At 44.0% G+C, this 16235-nt stretch carries 16 protein-coding genes; 1 reads left to right on the top strand and 15 read right to left on the bottom strand.

Annotated elements, in window-relative coordinates; translation table 11 throughout:
* Positions 1-41 precede the first annotated feature (41 nt).
* The 11 genes from CSV80_RS08370 to CSV80_RS08320 form a co-directional block, all read right to left on the bottom strand.
* On the bottom strand, positions 42-872 hold the full coding sequence (locus tag CSV80_RS08370; protein WP_029053931.1) for an undecaprenyl-diphosphate phosphatase: 831 nt from the start codon (positions 870-872) through the stop codon (positions 42-44).
* Positions 873-1146: 274 nt separating this feature from the next.
* Positions 1147-1782 carry a response regulator gene (locus CSV80_RS08365; protein WP_099670450.1) on the bottom strand — a complete coding sequence of 212 codons (636 nt, stop codon included), beginning with the start codon at positions 1780-1782 and terminating at the stop codon, positions 1147-1149.
* Positions 1757-2800 carry a sensor histidine kinase gene (locus CSV80_RS08360; RefSeq protein ID WP_099670449.1) on the bottom strand — a complete coding sequence of 348 codons (1044 nt, stop codon included), beginning with the start codon at positions 2798-2800 and terminating at the stop codon, positions 1757-1759. The genes CSV80_RS08365 and CSV80_RS08360 overlap by 26 nt, the downstream gene beginning before the upstream one ends.
* Positions 2797-3498 (bottom strand): cell wall-active antibiotics response protein LiaF, encoded by a 702-nt coding sequence (gene liaF / locus CSV80_RS08355; protein ID WP_099670448.1) that lies wholly within the window; start codon positions 3496-3498, stop codon positions 2797-2799. Before liaF ends, CSV80_RS08360 begins: the two co-directional genes overlap by 4 nt.
* Positions 3499-3548: 50 nt before the next feature.
* Positions 3549-4181: a PspA/IM30 family protein gene (locus CSV80_RS08350; protein ID WP_029053935.1), complete on the bottom strand. Its 633-nt coding sequence runs from the start codon at positions 4179-4181 to the stop codon at positions 3549-3551.
* Positions 4182-4196: 15 nt separating this feature from the next.
* Complete coding sequence (locus tag CSV80_RS08345; RefSeq protein ID WP_099670447.1) at positions 4197-4541, bottom strand: lmo0954 family membrane protein; 345 nt, start codon at positions 4539-4541, stop codon at positions 4197-4199.
* 1389 nt (positions 4542-5930) lie between these two features.
* Entirely contained in the window at positions 5931-6392 is a 462-nt protein-coding gene (locus CSV80_RS08340; protein WP_099670446.1) for a DinB family protein, read from the bottom strand.
* 55 nt (positions 6393-6447) lie between these two features.
* The gene (locus CSV80_RS08335) at positions 6448-6810 is read right to left on the bottom strand and encodes a hypothetical protein (protein ID WP_099670445.1); all 363 of its coding nucleotides are present in this window, start codon (positions 6808-6810) and stop codon (positions 6448-6450) included.
* A 147-nt stretch (positions 6811-6957) separates the two neighbouring features.
* A complete protein-coding gene (locus CSV80_RS08330) occupies positions 6958-9156 on the bottom strand; it encodes a sensor histidine kinase (RefSeq protein WP_099670444.1) in 2199 nt (732 codons plus the stop codon).
* Positions 9156-9335, bottom strand: a complete 180-nt coding sequence (locus CSV80_RS08325; RefSeq protein ID WP_029053940.1) for a hypothetical protein — start codon at positions 9333-9335, stop codon at positions 9156-9158. The genes CSV80_RS08330 and CSV80_RS08325 overlap by 1 nt, the downstream gene beginning before the upstream one ends.
* Positions 9313-10002, bottom strand: a complete 690-nt coding sequence (locus tag CSV80_RS08320) for a response regulator transcription factor (protein ID WP_099670443.1) — start codon at positions 10000-10002, stop codon at positions 9313-9315. The genes CSV80_RS08325 and CSV80_RS08320 overlap by 23 nt, the downstream gene beginning before the upstream one ends.
* Positions 10003-10298: 296 nt before the next feature.
* Here CSV80_RS08320 and CSV80_RS08315 point away from each other — a divergent pair, with 296 nt between their 5' ends.
* Positions 10299-10481, top strand: a complete 183-nt coding sequence (locus CSV80_RS08315; protein WP_099670442.1) for a hypothetical protein — start codon at positions 10299-10301, stop codon at positions 10479-10481.
* A gap of 110 nt (positions 10482-10591) precedes the next feature.
* On the opposite strand, the gene CSV80_RS08310 is transcribed toward CSV80_RS08315, so the two are convergent.
* The 4 genes from CSV80_RS08310 to CSV80_RS08295 all read right to left on the bottom strand — a co-directional run bounded on the left by CSV80_RS08310 (position 10592) and on the right by CSV80_RS08295 (position 16215).
* The gene (locus CSV80_RS08310) at positions 10592-11290 is read right to left on the bottom strand and encodes an ECF transporter S component (RefSeq protein WP_099670441.1); all 699 of its coding nucleotides are present in this window, start codon (positions 11288-11290) and stop codon (positions 10592-10594) included.
* Entirely contained in the window at positions 11263-12936 is a 1674-nt protein-coding gene (locus CSV80_RS08305) for an ABC transporter ATP-binding protein (RefSeq protein ID WP_099670440.1), read from the bottom strand. The genes CSV80_RS08310 and CSV80_RS08305 overlap by 28 nt, the downstream gene beginning before the upstream one ends.
* The gene (locus tag CSV80_RS08300; RefSeq protein WP_099670439.1) at positions 12918-13796 is read right to left on the bottom strand and encodes an energy-coupling factor transporter transmembrane component T; all 879 of its coding nucleotides are present in this window, start codon (positions 13794-13796) and stop codon (positions 12918-12920) included. Before CSV80_RS08300 ends, CSV80_RS08305 begins: the two co-directional genes overlap by 19 nt.
* Positions 13797-13878: 82 nt before the next feature.
* A complete protein-coding gene (locus CSV80_RS08295) occupies positions 13879-16215 on the bottom strand; it encodes an S-layer homology domain-containing protein (RefSeq protein ID WP_099670438.1) in 2337 nt (778 codons plus the stop codon).
* Positions 16216-16235: the final 20 nt, after the last annotated feature.

Below are 16235 nucleotides of genomic sequence, written 5' to 3'. Positions count from 1 at the left end.
AAAAAAGACCTCTGCAAATACCGCAAAGGTCTCCTAACTTCTTATAAAAACACGATCACTGCCAAGATCGCTGCCAGCACAATACGATAAATCGCAAATGGCATTAACTTGACCTTTGAAATCAACTTCAGGAAGAAACGAATCGAAATCAGCGCGAACACAAACGCACTCAAGAAACCAACCACGTAAAACCCTATGTCATCCATCGACATATACTCCCAGTTCTTCATCACCGACACCAGGCTCGCGCCCATCATAATCGGAACCGCCATGATGAACGTGAAATCAGCAGCCGTCCGGTGATTCATGCCGAACAATACACCTCCGGAAATCGTCGCGCCCGAACGAGAAAACCCTGGCCACAACGACAAACACTGAACCAGTCCAACTGTAAATGCTTGTTTATATGTAATCTGATCCAACGTCTGTACCCGCGGTTTTTTCGGCCCAAACTTATCCGCAGCAATCATCAGCAATGCACCAGCAACTAGCGCATAAATAACCGTTTCCACACCGAATAAATAATCATCGATCAAATCCTTGAACGCAAAACCGAAAATTACAGCAGGCAACATACCTACGATGACGTGTAGCAAATTAAAGCGTTCACTCATCTTCACTCCGCTATCCACTTTATACAAACCGACTAAACTAAATAGCCGTTTCCAAAATACAACGACTACAGCTAAGATTGAACCGAGCTGAATCACTATCTTAAATGTAATCGCGGGATATTTCCCAAGGAATTCTTCCGTCTTCAACCACATATCGTCGACAATAATCAAATGACCTGTCGAAGAAACGGGCGCGAATTCCGTCATTCCTTCTACGAATCCTAAAATCAACGCTTTAATTAAATCAAATAATTCCATATGACTCTCTTTCCGCGAAGGCTTCCCTTCTGCTATTCTATTTTCTGTTATCCAGTTTACCATGACGTAACAAGCAGTGGATAAGTTTCAGACAGAATATTTTTATCCACATGTGCATACTTTTTTTATTTCTGCATATAACTGAATAGTTATGCACATAGTGCGTGGATAGATTGTGGGGAAGTTAGTAATTTCAGACTATTTTCATTATAAATACTTTTTATCCACAGTTTTATCGTCTATCTACTAATATGTCGTAGCTTTCACTTGTAGACTAGTAATTCGTTAATTTATTTTGAAACGCATAAATAACCGCCTGTGTGCGGTCTTGAACTTCCAATTTCGATAATAGATTGCTGACGTGAGTCTTAACAGTCTTTAACGCAATGAATAGTTCATCCGCTATTTCCTGATTGGATTTACCTTTAGCCAATAATAATAATACTTCTAGCTCACGATCGGTTAAATCTTCATGCAAGGCATGTGTTTGACCACCGCGCATTTTTGTCATCATTTTAGACGTCACTTCCGGCTCGAGCACAGTTTGCCCCTGCATCGTTTCCCTAATTGCATCCGCCACACGCTTCGCATTGGACGTCTTCAAAATATAGCTGACAGCCCCTGCTTCAAGTGCGGGATATAATTTATCATCGTCGAGGAAGCTGGTGACGATAATGACTTTCGCTTCCGGCCATTTGTCGATAATCGCAGCCGTCGCCTCAGCGCCGTTCATAACTGGCATGACCATGTCCATCAAAATAATATCCGGACGTAAATCCAGTGCTTTTACGACACCGATCTGACCATTTTCTGCCTCCGCAATCACTTCGATATCTGGCTGCATCTGTAAATACGTCGATACGCCAATGCGCACCATTTCATGATCATCTACCAACAGCACTCGAATCATCCGTCAGCTCCCCTTTCAAAATCGGTAATTTTACTTCCACGATCGTTCCTTGAGATGGCACCGAGACAATCTTACAACTGCCGCCTATCTCAATCGCACGTTCCTTCACATTTTGCAAACCGTATGATCCGCCTTTGCCGTCATCTTGCTTAAACCCTACACCATTATCTTGCACGCGTAAAATAGCCAATCCATCACGTTCAATCAATAAAATTTCTACTTCCGTCGCCTGCGCATGGCGAAGTGTATTTGATAATGTTTCTTGCGCAATTCGGAATAAGTGATCTTCCGCACCTTTAGAAAGCACAATATCTTCTAAACGATGTGTAATATCGAACGTCACTTTTTCCTGTAATTCACTCAATAACTCTTCAAGACCTTTTGCAAGCGTTTGGTTATGCAGTGCAGCCGGACGTAAATGAAGAAGCAACGCCCGCATTTCTAACTGCGCCTGCTGAACCATTCGTTCCACTTGCTGTAATGGCTTGCGGATCGGACCTTCTTCCGCTTGTTCCGCAAGTGCCGACAACAGCATGGACGCCGCAAACAATTGTTGGGACACAGAGTCATGTAGTTCTCTCGCCAATCTTTGGCGTTCTTGAACAATACGTTCCTGAATAATTTTATCTTGTGTCTCGACTCGCTCATCCGTAATCTTACGCAAACTATTACGCTGTGCTTCGAGTACTTCATATAGCTGTTCAATGGAACGATTCGTTTGTTTTTTCATTTTATTCGAGCTCGTAAATTCCTGTTTAGCATACAAATCTTGTAGTTTCCCAATAATGATGTTCTCTCTCGTCCTGCTGTTCAGACTGATCCAGCTTGCAAGTCCTAAGCTGATGATGAAAATCGTTGTAAACAACCAGACAAGCAACGGCATATCTGCAGCTTCTGTATCGAGTAGCAACCTCTGATATTCAGCGATGGATAAAGCAAAGAACAAATAGGAAAAGACCGCGACGATCGTACTAAACGTCAACGTTAAGAAAATGGTGCGACCAATGATTGCCTTCATTTTCTACGCACCTCCACATCGCCAATCCAAGTAAACACCGATATAATCAACTCGGGATCATTCGACCGCTTCGTTTCATAGCCATCATGTTCTTGTATCGTTTCATTAAATAATTGCTGTGAGGCCTCGCCTAAAATATTCGCTTCACCATACAGCGTGGCATAATGAATTCGCACCGGAATATCATAAGGCAGTTCAATACGCACTTTGCCAAAGATTTGCCGAATTGAAATAAATGAAGCGCCTTTAGGCAATACTGTATCCGTCACATCGACATGCACATCACCAAAGAACCCTTGCATATGCATATCTTCCCACTCATACGTCGCAAATGGCGTGGATTGGACCGAGAATAAGCGGTTCCTCCACATACCTTGCGACCGTCTAACCCGAGGCTTTTGCAAATCACCAAATACTTCACTGGCCGGCGTGCCTTTCCATAATTTCATTATAATATATAATACAATTGCTAAAATCAGCAGACGTACACTCCATAACGTCAAAAGCGCGATCACTATGAAGACGATACCTGTGATTGCTGTCCATTTTCCGCGTTTTCGATAACCATAATCGAGAAATCCCCAACCGAGAAGGAGGAAGATGAAATTACCGTTTGAAAACAACATGGATTCGACGAAAGCAATTGCCAAAAGAGCAAGTAAATATACCGAAACTTTAGTAGAGTCCCTCTTAGCCATTCCATTCTCTCCCTTCTCGATAGAGGAAGCGCGATGCTTCCTCTTATAGTTTACACAATATCTTGAGATTTTGCGTTAGATTTCTCTAATGAATCTAAACGCTGCTCCATTGACGAGTGCGATTGTGACGTTCTCGTTCCACCACCAAGATTTTCGATGTACGAATGCAAGTCGTCAAGTGTTGAAAACGATTGATCCGGCTTAACGAATCGATTCATCTTTTCCTGCGCACGCGTCACGTTCTCTTTGCCCATCAATTGCAACTGACGAACACGCATATCCTTCACGCGATGCTTCATCTCTTCAAACTTTCGTTCCAATGACAGCAATTCTTGCGTAGCGTCTTGGATGCTCGCAGACAAACGGGCAACTCGTCCTTCATAAGCTTCTACTTCTTCTTGCGCAAATGCGATCAACTCTGCATCTCCTGTTGCTTCAGCGAGTTCTAGCTGACGACGACGTTTCACCGCCATCAAATCCGCATCCTGACATTCGTTTTCCAATTCTTCTTTCAGTCTACCCTGACGTTCAAGCAACTTACCAATTTCCGCTGTTTGCTTTTGTGCATCTAGGAAATATTGATTCAATAACTCGAGCGGATTTTCTTTCTTTCGTGGTTTATCCATCAAACTATTCAAGTCTTCTTGTACTGTATATTTCAATTTATGCCAAAATGCGTTCATACTGCATCTCTCCTTTTATTTTGTAAGTTCATTCCACTGGCGTTCGAAATTTGTGAACGGGTCATTGGATATAACGTTCGGGTTTACATTGCGGTCTTTCCATTTGCGATATACATAATAGACTCCAATCAAAGCGATGATCCCGATGAATGCACCGATGTTTGAAATCGAGCCGATTACGCTGATGATCAATATCGTCATCCAAAATACTTTCGCGAACATCGAGTGGCTCTTTCTCCAGTAGTGGTAGCTGACAAGCGCGATTGCACCTGTAACTGCTAATGCGATGATGGGGCCTACGTTTAACGCTAGGGTTAAACCTGCCACAATTCCTAGTAATAGTAGTCCAAGTTTTTTCATGTTGATGTCCTCCCTTCATTTGTAACCTTAGTTTATAATGAATTCCGGCTTTCTCCGACGGTCCCATAGCGGATTTCTTACTCAGACTTAAGGCTGAGTGTGAGTAGGTATCGTGACTAGGGACTGTTTTGGCAGAACGATTATGCAGTTGTGGATCTTTGTCACTCTTTGTTGGGGCGTTGCTCGACTGGTTATTGTGTATTGAAGTTAGTGAGTGTTCGTTTTCTGGACCCGCACAGGCACGTGGGGGATTGCCTACAGCCAGGAGCCAGCTGGCAAAGTGCTGCCAGTTGTCTCCTGGCCACGGCCTACCCCGCAGTTGTGCCTGCGCTACTAAGTGGAAATTATTTAGGTTGTGGTTTTAAGTAGGAAAGCAAAATGATTAGTTGCGTACGGTTCCCAACCTATAAACGCGGTTGGCGGAAAGACTAGGCGGCTGCGGGTCTTTGTCACTCTTTGTTGGGGCGTTGCTCGACTGGCTGTTGGACATTAAAGTTAGTAAGTGTTCGCTTTCTGGATCCGCGCAGGCACGTGGGGGATTGCCTACAGCCATGAGCCAGCTGGCAAAGTGCTGCCAGTTGTCTCATGGCCACGGCCTACCCCGCAGTTGTGCCTGCGCTACTAAGTGGTAGTTATTTTGGTTGTGGTTCTAAGTAGGAAAGCAAAATAATTAGTTGCGTACAGTACCCAACCTTTAAACGCGGTTGACCGAAAGACTAGGCGGCTGCGGGTCTTTGTCGCTCTTTGTTGGGGCGTTGCTCGACTGGCTGTTAGGCATTGAAGTTAGTGAGTGTTCGCTTTCTGGACCCGCGCAGGCACGTGGGGGATTGCCTACAGCCAGGAGCCAGCTGGCAAAGTGCCGCCAGTTGTCTCATGGCCACGGCCTACCCCGCAGTTGTGCCTGCGCTACTGAGTAGCTTTAATATTGATTGTGGTTCTAACAAGAATAAAATCAGTGACTTAGTGATATTGATCTTTTATTTTTGAAAAAGAAGTATACGAACTGCCCTACACCCGATGCAACGAAGGCGCCTGCTGTGGGCGTAGCGATGAGACAAAGACAGGCGAACTTCCTGTCTGTGGCTCCTCGCGAAAGCCATCCACCAGCGCCGGAGTGGGGACAATGAACTCTCCACTTACACCGCCAGCTAAACAACTACCTCCTGATCAAAAAGGAAACAGAAAAAGCACGCGCAAGAACCACAACCCAACGCCACTTATTACGCACGCTTAACAGAAACGTAATCCGACAGAACTTCAACGAGTAAAAACAACTATCCGGAACCGCCCTATCCCACTCCTTACTTACCAACTGAATAAATCCCTATTCCAATACAAAAAAGCTGCTCAAGAAATCCATTATGATCTCCTGAACAGCTATATTCGAATTTATTTATTTGCCTTAAGTAGACCATCAATCAAACCGGCATGCATACCTTCATGCCATGTCAGAAACTGTAGAACTTCTTCCGCAGTCTCCATCGTAATGAACTTTCCAATGGAAATGGGTGTACTCAATTGATGCACCAACTGTTGTTCGGTCAGTTGCGAAATTCGCTTGCCTTGGTCTTTCATCGCAGCGAATAACTCCTCTTTCGCTGGAGGAGTGCTTGGCCAAGTAGATGGGCTCGTTCCTGGCGCAAAGAATTCTGCCCATTCCAGCTTGTCGACTGGGTAGTCATTCATTGCGCGGTTAAGAAGATCTTCAGTCAATGAATAAAAATGTCCTACGTTCCATCGTATGGTATTAGAAAAGCCTTCAGATTGAGCATCCCACACCTGTTCATCTACTCGTTTAATGAGGCCCAATGTATACCCTCTTGCCAAGGAGAATTGTTGCAATGCACCCATTCATTCCATCCTTTCTTCTAATCTAAAAACAGCCTTGCACTTAGGCAGGCTGACTTTACGATTTATCTTCTTCGTTCTTTTTGATATTCTTATGCTCATTCCACTGGTCATGCGCTTCGTGGTTGTATTTACGATTATATTCTTCCTGATCTCCATACGGGAACTTTTCACCGGGTGTTAGATCATGATAATTTTGGCTTGGTGATTTATTTTGACTGTAAGCGGAGGGTTTATGTTCTCCCGTTTCATCCTGTGCATTTTCTCTAAATGCTACACTTGAATCAGAATCTGCTGGATCGGCAAGAGGTAGTTCATCTGGTACTACTACACCTTCGACCACACACTGTTCCTCATTAATCTCTTCCACTTTTGGAGTTAGATCTTTTTTGTTTGGATACTTTCCGTCAACGATTGTCATATAACCATTCCTCCCTTTCATGCAATCCATAATTTATAGACCGCACTCTCTATACATACCCATATTCGCCATAAACTAAACTAATTCCTTTTAAAAATCAAAAAAAGAATAAGACAGGAATTTTAACCCATCTTACTCCGTGCTAATTTACCCACTTACGACATCAATCGTCACTTTGAATAAATCTCCATCGACTTCCACTTCCATCCGGCCGCCATGCAGCTCGACAATAGATTGAGCAATAGCCAATCCTAAACCGGAACCTTCCGTCTGTCTGGATGCATCGCCGCGCTTAAAGCGTTCAAATAACTCATCCGTAGTATCGCCAAGTTCGTATCTCGCCACATTTTTCAACACGATACGTGCAGTCGATCCCACTTGCTGAAGATTGACGTATACTCTCGTACCCGGCAATGAATACTTCAAGATATTGATGAGCAGGTTATCGAGTACTCTCCACCATTTTTGTCCATCTACCATCGCAAAGACCGGTTCTTCAGGTAAAGTAGTTCGAATATGCAAGTCTTGCTCAGTAAATTGTTCCGCATGTTCTGCCAACGCTTGTTGGATCAACTGATTCAAATCCACACGCTGCTTCACCATTTCTAAATTGCCGCTTGCCATTTTTGAAACTTCGAACAAATCTTCAATGAGCGTTTTCAAGCGCTGTGATTTCTGATCTAAAATGCCAACATATTTCGCACGCTCCTCCGCAGTTAACGTCTCATCTTTCAATAAATCCGTATACGTTATAATGGAGGTAAGCGGAGTCCGTAAGTCATGGCTGACATTCGTGATCAACTCTGTTTTCAACCGTTCACTTTTCGCTTGTTCATTGATCGACACGCGAACACCTTCGCGAAGATTATTCAAATTCGCTGCATGTTTCGCAAGCTGCGATTTACCTTTGACCGGTATTGCCTGCGTCAGATGCCCCGCCGCCATATCGTTGGTTGCAGCCAATATCCGATTCAAATAGGCGGTTTTTTTCACGAAAATGAATAATGCGGGTAGCGCGACAAATAATACACAGAAAGCGTACACTACTATGAGCACCGGTTGCATGAATACACCCACCAAGCCTAAACCGGCAAGGAAAAAGATGATGAGTAACAGCGACAACTGTACACCAACCGTACGATTGCTGAATGTGTCTCTACTATCGTGTGCAAATTGTACCGTATAACTGTCACGCCAATCCTTCATTAGTCGTTCTGGTTCACGGTATAACCTAAATAAATGAACAGCCTGAAACGCCAACAGCGCGGTAAACAATACACCTATCAGCAAGAAACTGACGGCCATATTACTAATCGTCCCCAAGCTTACATATCTAAACTGATTGAAAAGGTTGAAGATCGCCGATTCGATGTAAAGTGTCAGTATAAAAGCAGTCAGTAGTAAAAGAACTACTTTCACATCTAGTTTCCATCGTGAATACGTAGTAGCCAATCTCGACTGGAGTATCCATTCCTTCTGAAACTTCATCACTGTAAACAACGCCACGAGCGCAAGCACACCGAGAACCCACAATCCATATACCATATACTTCCCACGGATGAATTGATCATTTTCCTTGGCCATTGCCCCTGATACCGTAGCGTCCGAGGGAATAATAATTGTTCCTTCAAAATATTGGGGAGGGTTGCTAATGCCTTCCACATCGTCATCTGTGAACATCGATCCTTGTTCCATTGAATAGTCAGAGTACCCATTGTCATACACAGCCGAGTTCGCCTTGAAATATCCTGTTGCATCAGTAAAGTCTTGATGGAAGAGCGCCGTTACCTCGACATCGCCCCGAGTAAATCGTTCACCCGTTTCAACATTCACGAGATCATAGGCAATCGGAATATTCGTTTGGCGATTATTTTCTGTCTCCTTAATCTGACGCGCTAAAGCTTTTGCCTTTTCCGAATGAATTTTGTCTTCCACATAGCTATCGCTTTCAAAATTCTTTTGAATATCTTCTAGTTTCGTATTCCGCTCTTTAACCAAAGCCAATAGTAAAGTTTCATTTTCCTCGCTTTTCGCATCCGCAATTCGTTCTGCATATTGTTGCTGGATATTATCAAGCTGTTCAGAAAGCGTACCGTATCGCTGTCGATATTCTTCAATTTCATCCTGTGAAACCACTAATTCTTTCTCCGCTTTTTTCAGGTCAATTGGATTAAGTACGGTAGCCGAAAGATTATCATATGCTTGTTCCATTCTATAGGTAAAATCTTCTTGGTCGGTAAACGATTTGCCAACAAGCTGTGGTGCATAATGAATGATGGACGGCAACGCGATCAATACAAGTGTCACGAGTGCGGACCAGATGGCCAATTTTATATTTTTGTTCATCACACGGTTCCTCCTCTAATAATTCGACCAAAGTAATGAGTTGCCAAGTTTAATCGTTCCCAGCCGTCTAGGAAGAGATCAACCGTAAAGGAAGCGCAGTACATTAGACTTCCAAGGGCTAATGCAATGGCAATGAGTGAACCAACCAAGCCGTTTCTATTTTTCGATTTTATAGCCAACGCCCCACACCACCTTCACATATCGCGGATTTTTCGGATCCGCTTCGATTTTCTCACGGATTTTTCGAATATGCACCGCTACGATATTTTCTGCGTTATATGCTTGTTCATTCCACACGCGTTCATATATTTCATTAATTGAGAATACGCGTCCTGGATGTTTCATCAGTAGTTCCGTTATTTTAAATTCAATCGGAGTCAGCCGAACGGGCGTCCCTTCCACCGTCAGTTCCTTCTCTTCTTCATTTAATACAAGGCCGTTTACTTCAATAATTTTTTGCCCTTCATATGTCCCTAACTGAACGTACCGGCGAAGTTGCGACTTCACACGAGCCATCAACTCAAGCGGATGGAATGGCTTCGTGACATAGTCGTCTGCCCCAACTGACAAGCCGTGGATTTTATCCGAGTCTTCCACTTTCGCACTCAACATAATAATCGGGATATTTTGCACTTCCCGTATCTTGAATGTTGCCGTGATCCCATCCATATTCGGCATCATAATATCTAAAATTAATAAATGGATTTCATTCAACGCAAGTAACTCTAGCGCTTCTTGACCATCTTTCGCTTTCAGTACACGATATCCTTCATTTTTCAAATAAATCTCAATTCCCTCGCGAATTTCCTTATCGTCATCCGCCACAAGCACTGTAAACTCTGCCATGTACGTCACCCCGTCTCACTAATAACTTCATTCTACCACCCCACTCTTAACAAAGACTGAGGATAAGTATGAAGAAAATCTTAAGATGTATTCGAATAAATTCTTTTGCGCTCATTAAACTGCCTTAACCGCTCTTAAAAATCCACAAGTGCTCATAGAACACGGCCAAGCGCTCTATCATGCCACACAAGCGCTCATAGAACACATCCAACCGCTCTATACACCGTCACAACCGCTCATAGCTGATGTATAATCTTGAATAAGAATGCCACACTCTTATAATGGAGGTGACGAATATGCCTAATAAAAAGAATAATAAGAAGAATACTGAGAACATGCGTGAGGAGTATGGCTTCGGATATGATTTGAGTCCTGACGATTTTGATGTGATTGGACAGAACGATGCAGCTAAGAAGAATAATACGAATTCAAAAAAGAATAAGCAGACGGAAGGTAATCAACCGTTTAATCCTTCGTGATTTTTGAAGGAGAAGGTATTGTTATCGAATACAATCATTCCTTTTCATTCATCACATAAAAAAGAGCAGCCAATTCTGGCTACTCTTTTTTTGTGTAGTATGTACATCGGTTAACTGGACTGTTCATATAGCAATCCATACTTCCGCTGAATGCGTTGTAAAATTTTTATCCAACTAGCTCCAAATACGATAATGAAAAACACATTGGATAAGGCATGTGCGAGGTCGAAGTAGATACTGGATGCAAAAATCCCCGCAACGTATTTCCAAGACAATGCTTCGATATTTCCTACAAGGACCCACGTATTCATGAACCATCCGAATATATAGCCCCAGACGAAACCAAATGTACATTTTCCCCACAATGTCTTCATAAATGCGGTATTACGCAATAGGCCGGCAGTCATTCCCATCATGCCCCACGCATACATTTGCCATGGTGTCCAAGGCCCTTGACCGAGAAAGAAGTTTGAGACAATCGCCGCGACCGCTCCAACGATGAAGCCTGACTCCGCACCAAATACCAACCCTGCCATAATGATGATGAACGAAGTTGGCTGAATGCTTGGAAGTCCAGCGAATGGAACACGTCCAACTGCCGCAATCGCCGCAAGCATTGCCAGCAAGACGACCTCTCTTCCCCCTACGTCCCGCCACTCAAACCGTGCGAAAAATGGAATCATAATAGCCGCAATCATGATCATACTGAGTAATAAATACGCTCTATAATGAAAGAATACGATGGAAACGACAAGTAACAATAATAATATTAATGAAACAATTAATAAATACTTTCGCGAACGGCCCATGTCGCTACAGCCTCCTCATACGTCAAAACTTCAGGCTGTTTTGTTTCCCGCGTCGCACGATTGATCGCCGTCGTGTAGAAATAATTGCCTTTGAATAATTCATCCGGTGTCCCGTCCGCTGCAATTTCTCCGTCGAACATCATCGCACACCGTTCTGCATAACTCGCTGCAAAGCCGATGTCGTGCGTTACCATGAAGATGGTCAGTCCGTCTTGCTGCAAACTATACAACAACTCGCCTAAATGCTGCTTGGAAACCGGATCCATCCCCTTCGTCGGTTCATCGATAAACAACATTTCGGGTTCACCTAGCAAAATACAGGCAAGTGCCGCTTTCTGGACTTCCCCACCCGAGCAGTCATATGGATGACGCGTACGTAAATGAGAAATACCAAACGCTTCAAGCAAATGATGCATCCGTTCGGTTACATTGGATAGTTTTAAGCGCTCACCGATATTTTGCATTTCTTCTTCAATCGTTTGTTGGACAAAATACGTTCGTGGATTTTGTGGTAAGTACGCAATTTTTCCAAGCCACTCAGAATCCTTCATCCTCTTCATATCCTGCCCATTCAAACGAATCTTGCCACGTTGCGGTTTTATACTGCCGATACTTGCGCGCAAAGCAGTCGTCTTTCCACTGCCATTTCCACCAACCATTGCAAAAAACTGACCTTTAGGGATGCGTAACGTAAAACTTTTCAAGACGAATGGTGCTTTCTTTTGATACTGGAAAAACACATCGTCCATTTCGAGTATCCATCGCTCTTTCGAGAGATCTGAATGCGCTTCAACAGGCATCATTTCACGCTCTTCACGACCGATCCACTGCTTACATTCTTTCACCGTCAGAGGAATTGCCGCAATAATAGGTTTCTCTTCAAATTCCATATAGAGCCGTGCGAATGTAGGTAAGTACGGAAAGAAATGTGTCGCATGATCCGCATATAACTCTCCAATGACTTGACGACTGTCTCCTTCGTACCGAACTTCACCTGATTCCATCAGTACGATCCGGTCCGCCACTGCATACAATTCTTCCAAACGGTGTTCAACCAATACAATCGTCATGCCCGTTTCTTTATTCAGACGCTCAAGCATTAGCACCAACTCTTTTGCCGCTACCGGATCGAGTTGTGATGTCGGTTCATCAAGCAATAGCACACGCGGTTTCATAAGTAGTACCGACAATAAATTCAATAACTGCTTTTGACCGCCTGACAATTCGGAAGGCTTGGCATTCAGCAAGTCCTCCACTCCGAAAAAGTGAACCATTTCCGCTACCCGTTTACGCATTTCAAAAGTAGAGTACCCTAAGTTCTCCAGTCCAAAGACAATCTCTTGCATCACTTCATCCATGATGATTTGATTGTCTGGATCCTGGAACACATAACCAACTTGCTCAACCATCTGCCTCTCTTCCCACTCACTGATCGACTTACCTTTATAGAAAATTTCCCCTTCAAGTTTTCCTGTCGGCGTCAATTCCCTCTTCAATAATTTCAATAAAGTCGTTTTACCACTGCCACTAGCGCCTCCAATGACAAGGAACTCGCCTTCATTGACGGAAAGTGAAATATCCTTCAGCACATGCTGATCTGTATTCGGAAAAGAAAACGAGACGTGATTCAAATTGAATAATTCCATTTCAGTTGTTCTCTCCCTTCTACAAATAGCGGAAACAGCGCGACGGCCATGCAGCAAGCGAATACGAACCAATCAAGCGACGACAGATGTAATAGACCAAGTTCCGGATAAATGACAATCTTTCCGTAGCCGATAAATCCACCCGTGCCGCACATAACGAAAGCTACGAGTAAATAACTCAACCAACGTCTATCTGACTTCGTCATGCGATACGGAATATACGGACGTCTTGTACCAGACCCATACCCCCGTGCTTTCATAGAATCCGCCGTTTCCACAGCTTCTTCCAACGACCAAGATAGCAGAATTTGTAACATCGACATCCCGCTCTTCGCACGCTCACGCAATGTTCCTTGTGTCATCGTCATGCCCTTCAGACGCTGAACATCCTGGATTTCGGTTAACCGCCTTTTCAATAACGGCACAAAACGGATGGACATCATAATGAGAAATGCGGTCCTCGGGAGGATTCTTGCGAAGATATATAATAATTTATTACCGTTCAAGACGATATTCAATGAAACGAATAGTAGAAGAATCATCAACAACGACATCGCCGTTACGACACCATAGAGCATCGCTTCTAACGTCACTTTTTTTCCAAAGAAATCAAACCATGCATGCGTCCCTCTTGAGTTAAGCAAGGGATTGATCACAATAATCAGCGCAGTCATAGTCACCATCAACGGCGCCCACTGCTTCATCGCATGCCCGCCGTCATGTGATAGATTGACCGCAATTAATGCAAGGCAACCCGCCAGCAAAAAGATCGGATGATTAAAAAACATCGCAAAAAAGCCAAGGCAAATATAATAAAAAAACATCACGAAAGGGTGAATTGCCTGAATTCCATCGCCCATAACCCTTCCCCTCTCCACTCTCTAAAAACATTCCACGTTAAAAACAGACAATCTTGCACCGCGCGGGTGCAAGATTGTGTGATCATTTTGTGTTCAAAAACTCTATTAACATTTTCATAGCATGTGCACGAGACGTAGAGTTACTCGGCATAAAGTTGCCATTCTCCCCTTTTGCCATCTTCAGATCATATAGCATGCTCATCGCTTTTACAGCTTCCATATTATATGAACGAATATCACGGAAAGGCGCCATTTTGTCGAACTTATACATTTCGCCATTCTTCACTTCATACGCACGGTATAACATGAGCGCCATCTGTGCACGCGTTACTTCTTGCGCAGGCATGAATTTGCCGTCTTTCCCCTTAACTAAACCATGATGGTATGCAGCTGCAATTTCTTCTTGTGTACTTGAAGCATACTTTTGTGTATCAGGGAATGGTGCTTTCTTGTCCGTTTTCAAATCCAATGCACGAACTAAAATAGATACCGCTTGTGCACGAGTCAGTGATTGATTCGGCTTGAACGTATTGTCTTTATAGCCGTTCGCGATTCCTTGCTCTACTGCTTGATTAATATAATCCTTTGCCCAGTGTGTATGAATATCCGTAAACTGTGGAGTCGGAGTCGGAGTCGGTTCTGGTTCTGGTTTTGGCTCTGGTTTTGGCTCTGGTTTCGGATCTGGATCAGGTGTTGGTTCAGGATCTGGCTTTGGCGCCGGAACAACAGGTATCTCTTTAAAGTTGTACAATACCCCTTTGCCTTTTGTGAATAAATCAAATGCTACCAAAGCTTGCAACGCTTGCTCCGTGGCCATTGCATTCGAGCGGCTATCTCCTGCTGTATGCTGGAAGCCACCATCAGCTGTTTGGAAACTCAAAAGGTGATCGATCAAGTTGATGCCGTTCTTCGTAAACATCGGTATACGCGGATCGATTTGATTTGCAGTCAGACCGATGATTACTTGTGACGTCGCTTCACTGGAAATACCGCCAACGAACGCTTCGTCGTATCCACCTGTTGGACCTTGTTCATTCGCGAGGAACTTCACTGCACGATCCATCGCTTTACGAACTTCCGGCTTATCTGTGTAAGGTGCAATGCCTATCAAAGCCATTGCGGTAATGTCATAGCTTGTCGAGCCTTCTTTACTCGTCGACAAGCTCCACGACCCGTCATCTTTCTGGTATTTCAATAACTCTGCAACTAGGCTCTCACGTGTCCATTTCGAGTTGCTTGGTACTTGGTAGCCTTTTGTATCGAGTGCAATCAACGCGAAAATGATGCCGTTATTACCTTGGTATGTCAGGCTATCAGCACCTGTCATATGCTTTTCACTATTTACAATTTTATCGATTAAGTTAAAGCCCTTGCCATCCGCATTCATTGGATCAATGCCGATTGCTGCGGCAGCCATTGTTAAACGTTGTACATCAGTAATCTTCATTCGACCTTTGCCGGATCTGCTAATCACCTGGTCTTGTAAATGTTCGTAGAATTCCTTTGTATAAGACGCAGGTACTTTCTTGCCCGCTTTCACAAGTCCGATTGCCTGCCACTCACTGTCGATCGATCCTGCAAGCATTTGCGCACTTGCCTCGTTAATGGCTGAAGTGACAAGCTTTGAGTAATCTTTAGTAGACGGCGTTTCCGGTGTTGGACCTGGTTTCACTACCGGAGGCTCCGGTGATGGATTCGGATTCGGAACTGGATTTGGTAACGGGTTCGGTTCAGGGTTAGCGATTGGTGCATACGTCACTTTCACTGTTTTTGTAACCGAATCGTTCTTCGCATCCGTTGCCTGTAAGACGATATTATTATCACCACTCTGCAATACCGCATTTACTGTGTTCCCTGTAACGACCGCTTGCTTGCCGTTTACAGTGACTGTCGGTTGAAGTGCTGTTCCGAAATAACTCGCTGCGTTTACTTGGAATGAAAGGGTAGACTTCGTAACTGTTGCTCCCGAAGTAACACCTGACACTGAAATTTTTGGCTCCAAGTCTTCACGGAAAGGAAACAGATCGGCGTTTAGATCCTTACCTAAGTCCGTCGTATATTTCCACTCCACTTTATCACCAGGGATGAGCTTGATGACGCCCGCTCCACGATTCGGGAAGATACCGTTGACGCTGTACATCCAACCGCTGCCTTGTCCGCGGTCGAATTCATATACATTATCTATCCCTTCTACGTAAGCTGTCGCGCCTTCACCGCCACTGTATTCCATTTGAATCCCTCTTGATTCAACATTCCGCTTGAGTACACTTAAAACTGTATCGCCTTCCTGTACTTCGACGGTAGACAACGGCATCGGAACTTCTGTATTGGAAATCGTGATGGAATGCTGTAGTGTCTGTGCTGCTTGATTTTCATAAATCGGAGTCGGTTGCTCTGCGAATGAAGGTGCAACCGGCATAAGGATAGCGGCACTCGCTA

It is taken from the genome of Sporosarcina sp. P12(2017), from assembly GCF_002743035.1.
Lineage (GTDB): Bacteria > Bacillota > Bacilli > Bacillales_A > Planococcaceae > Sporosarcina > Sporosarcina ureae.
The sequence above is the reverse complement of the archived record's forward strand: the minus strand, read 5'-3'. Positions and strand labels throughout refer to the sequence as shown.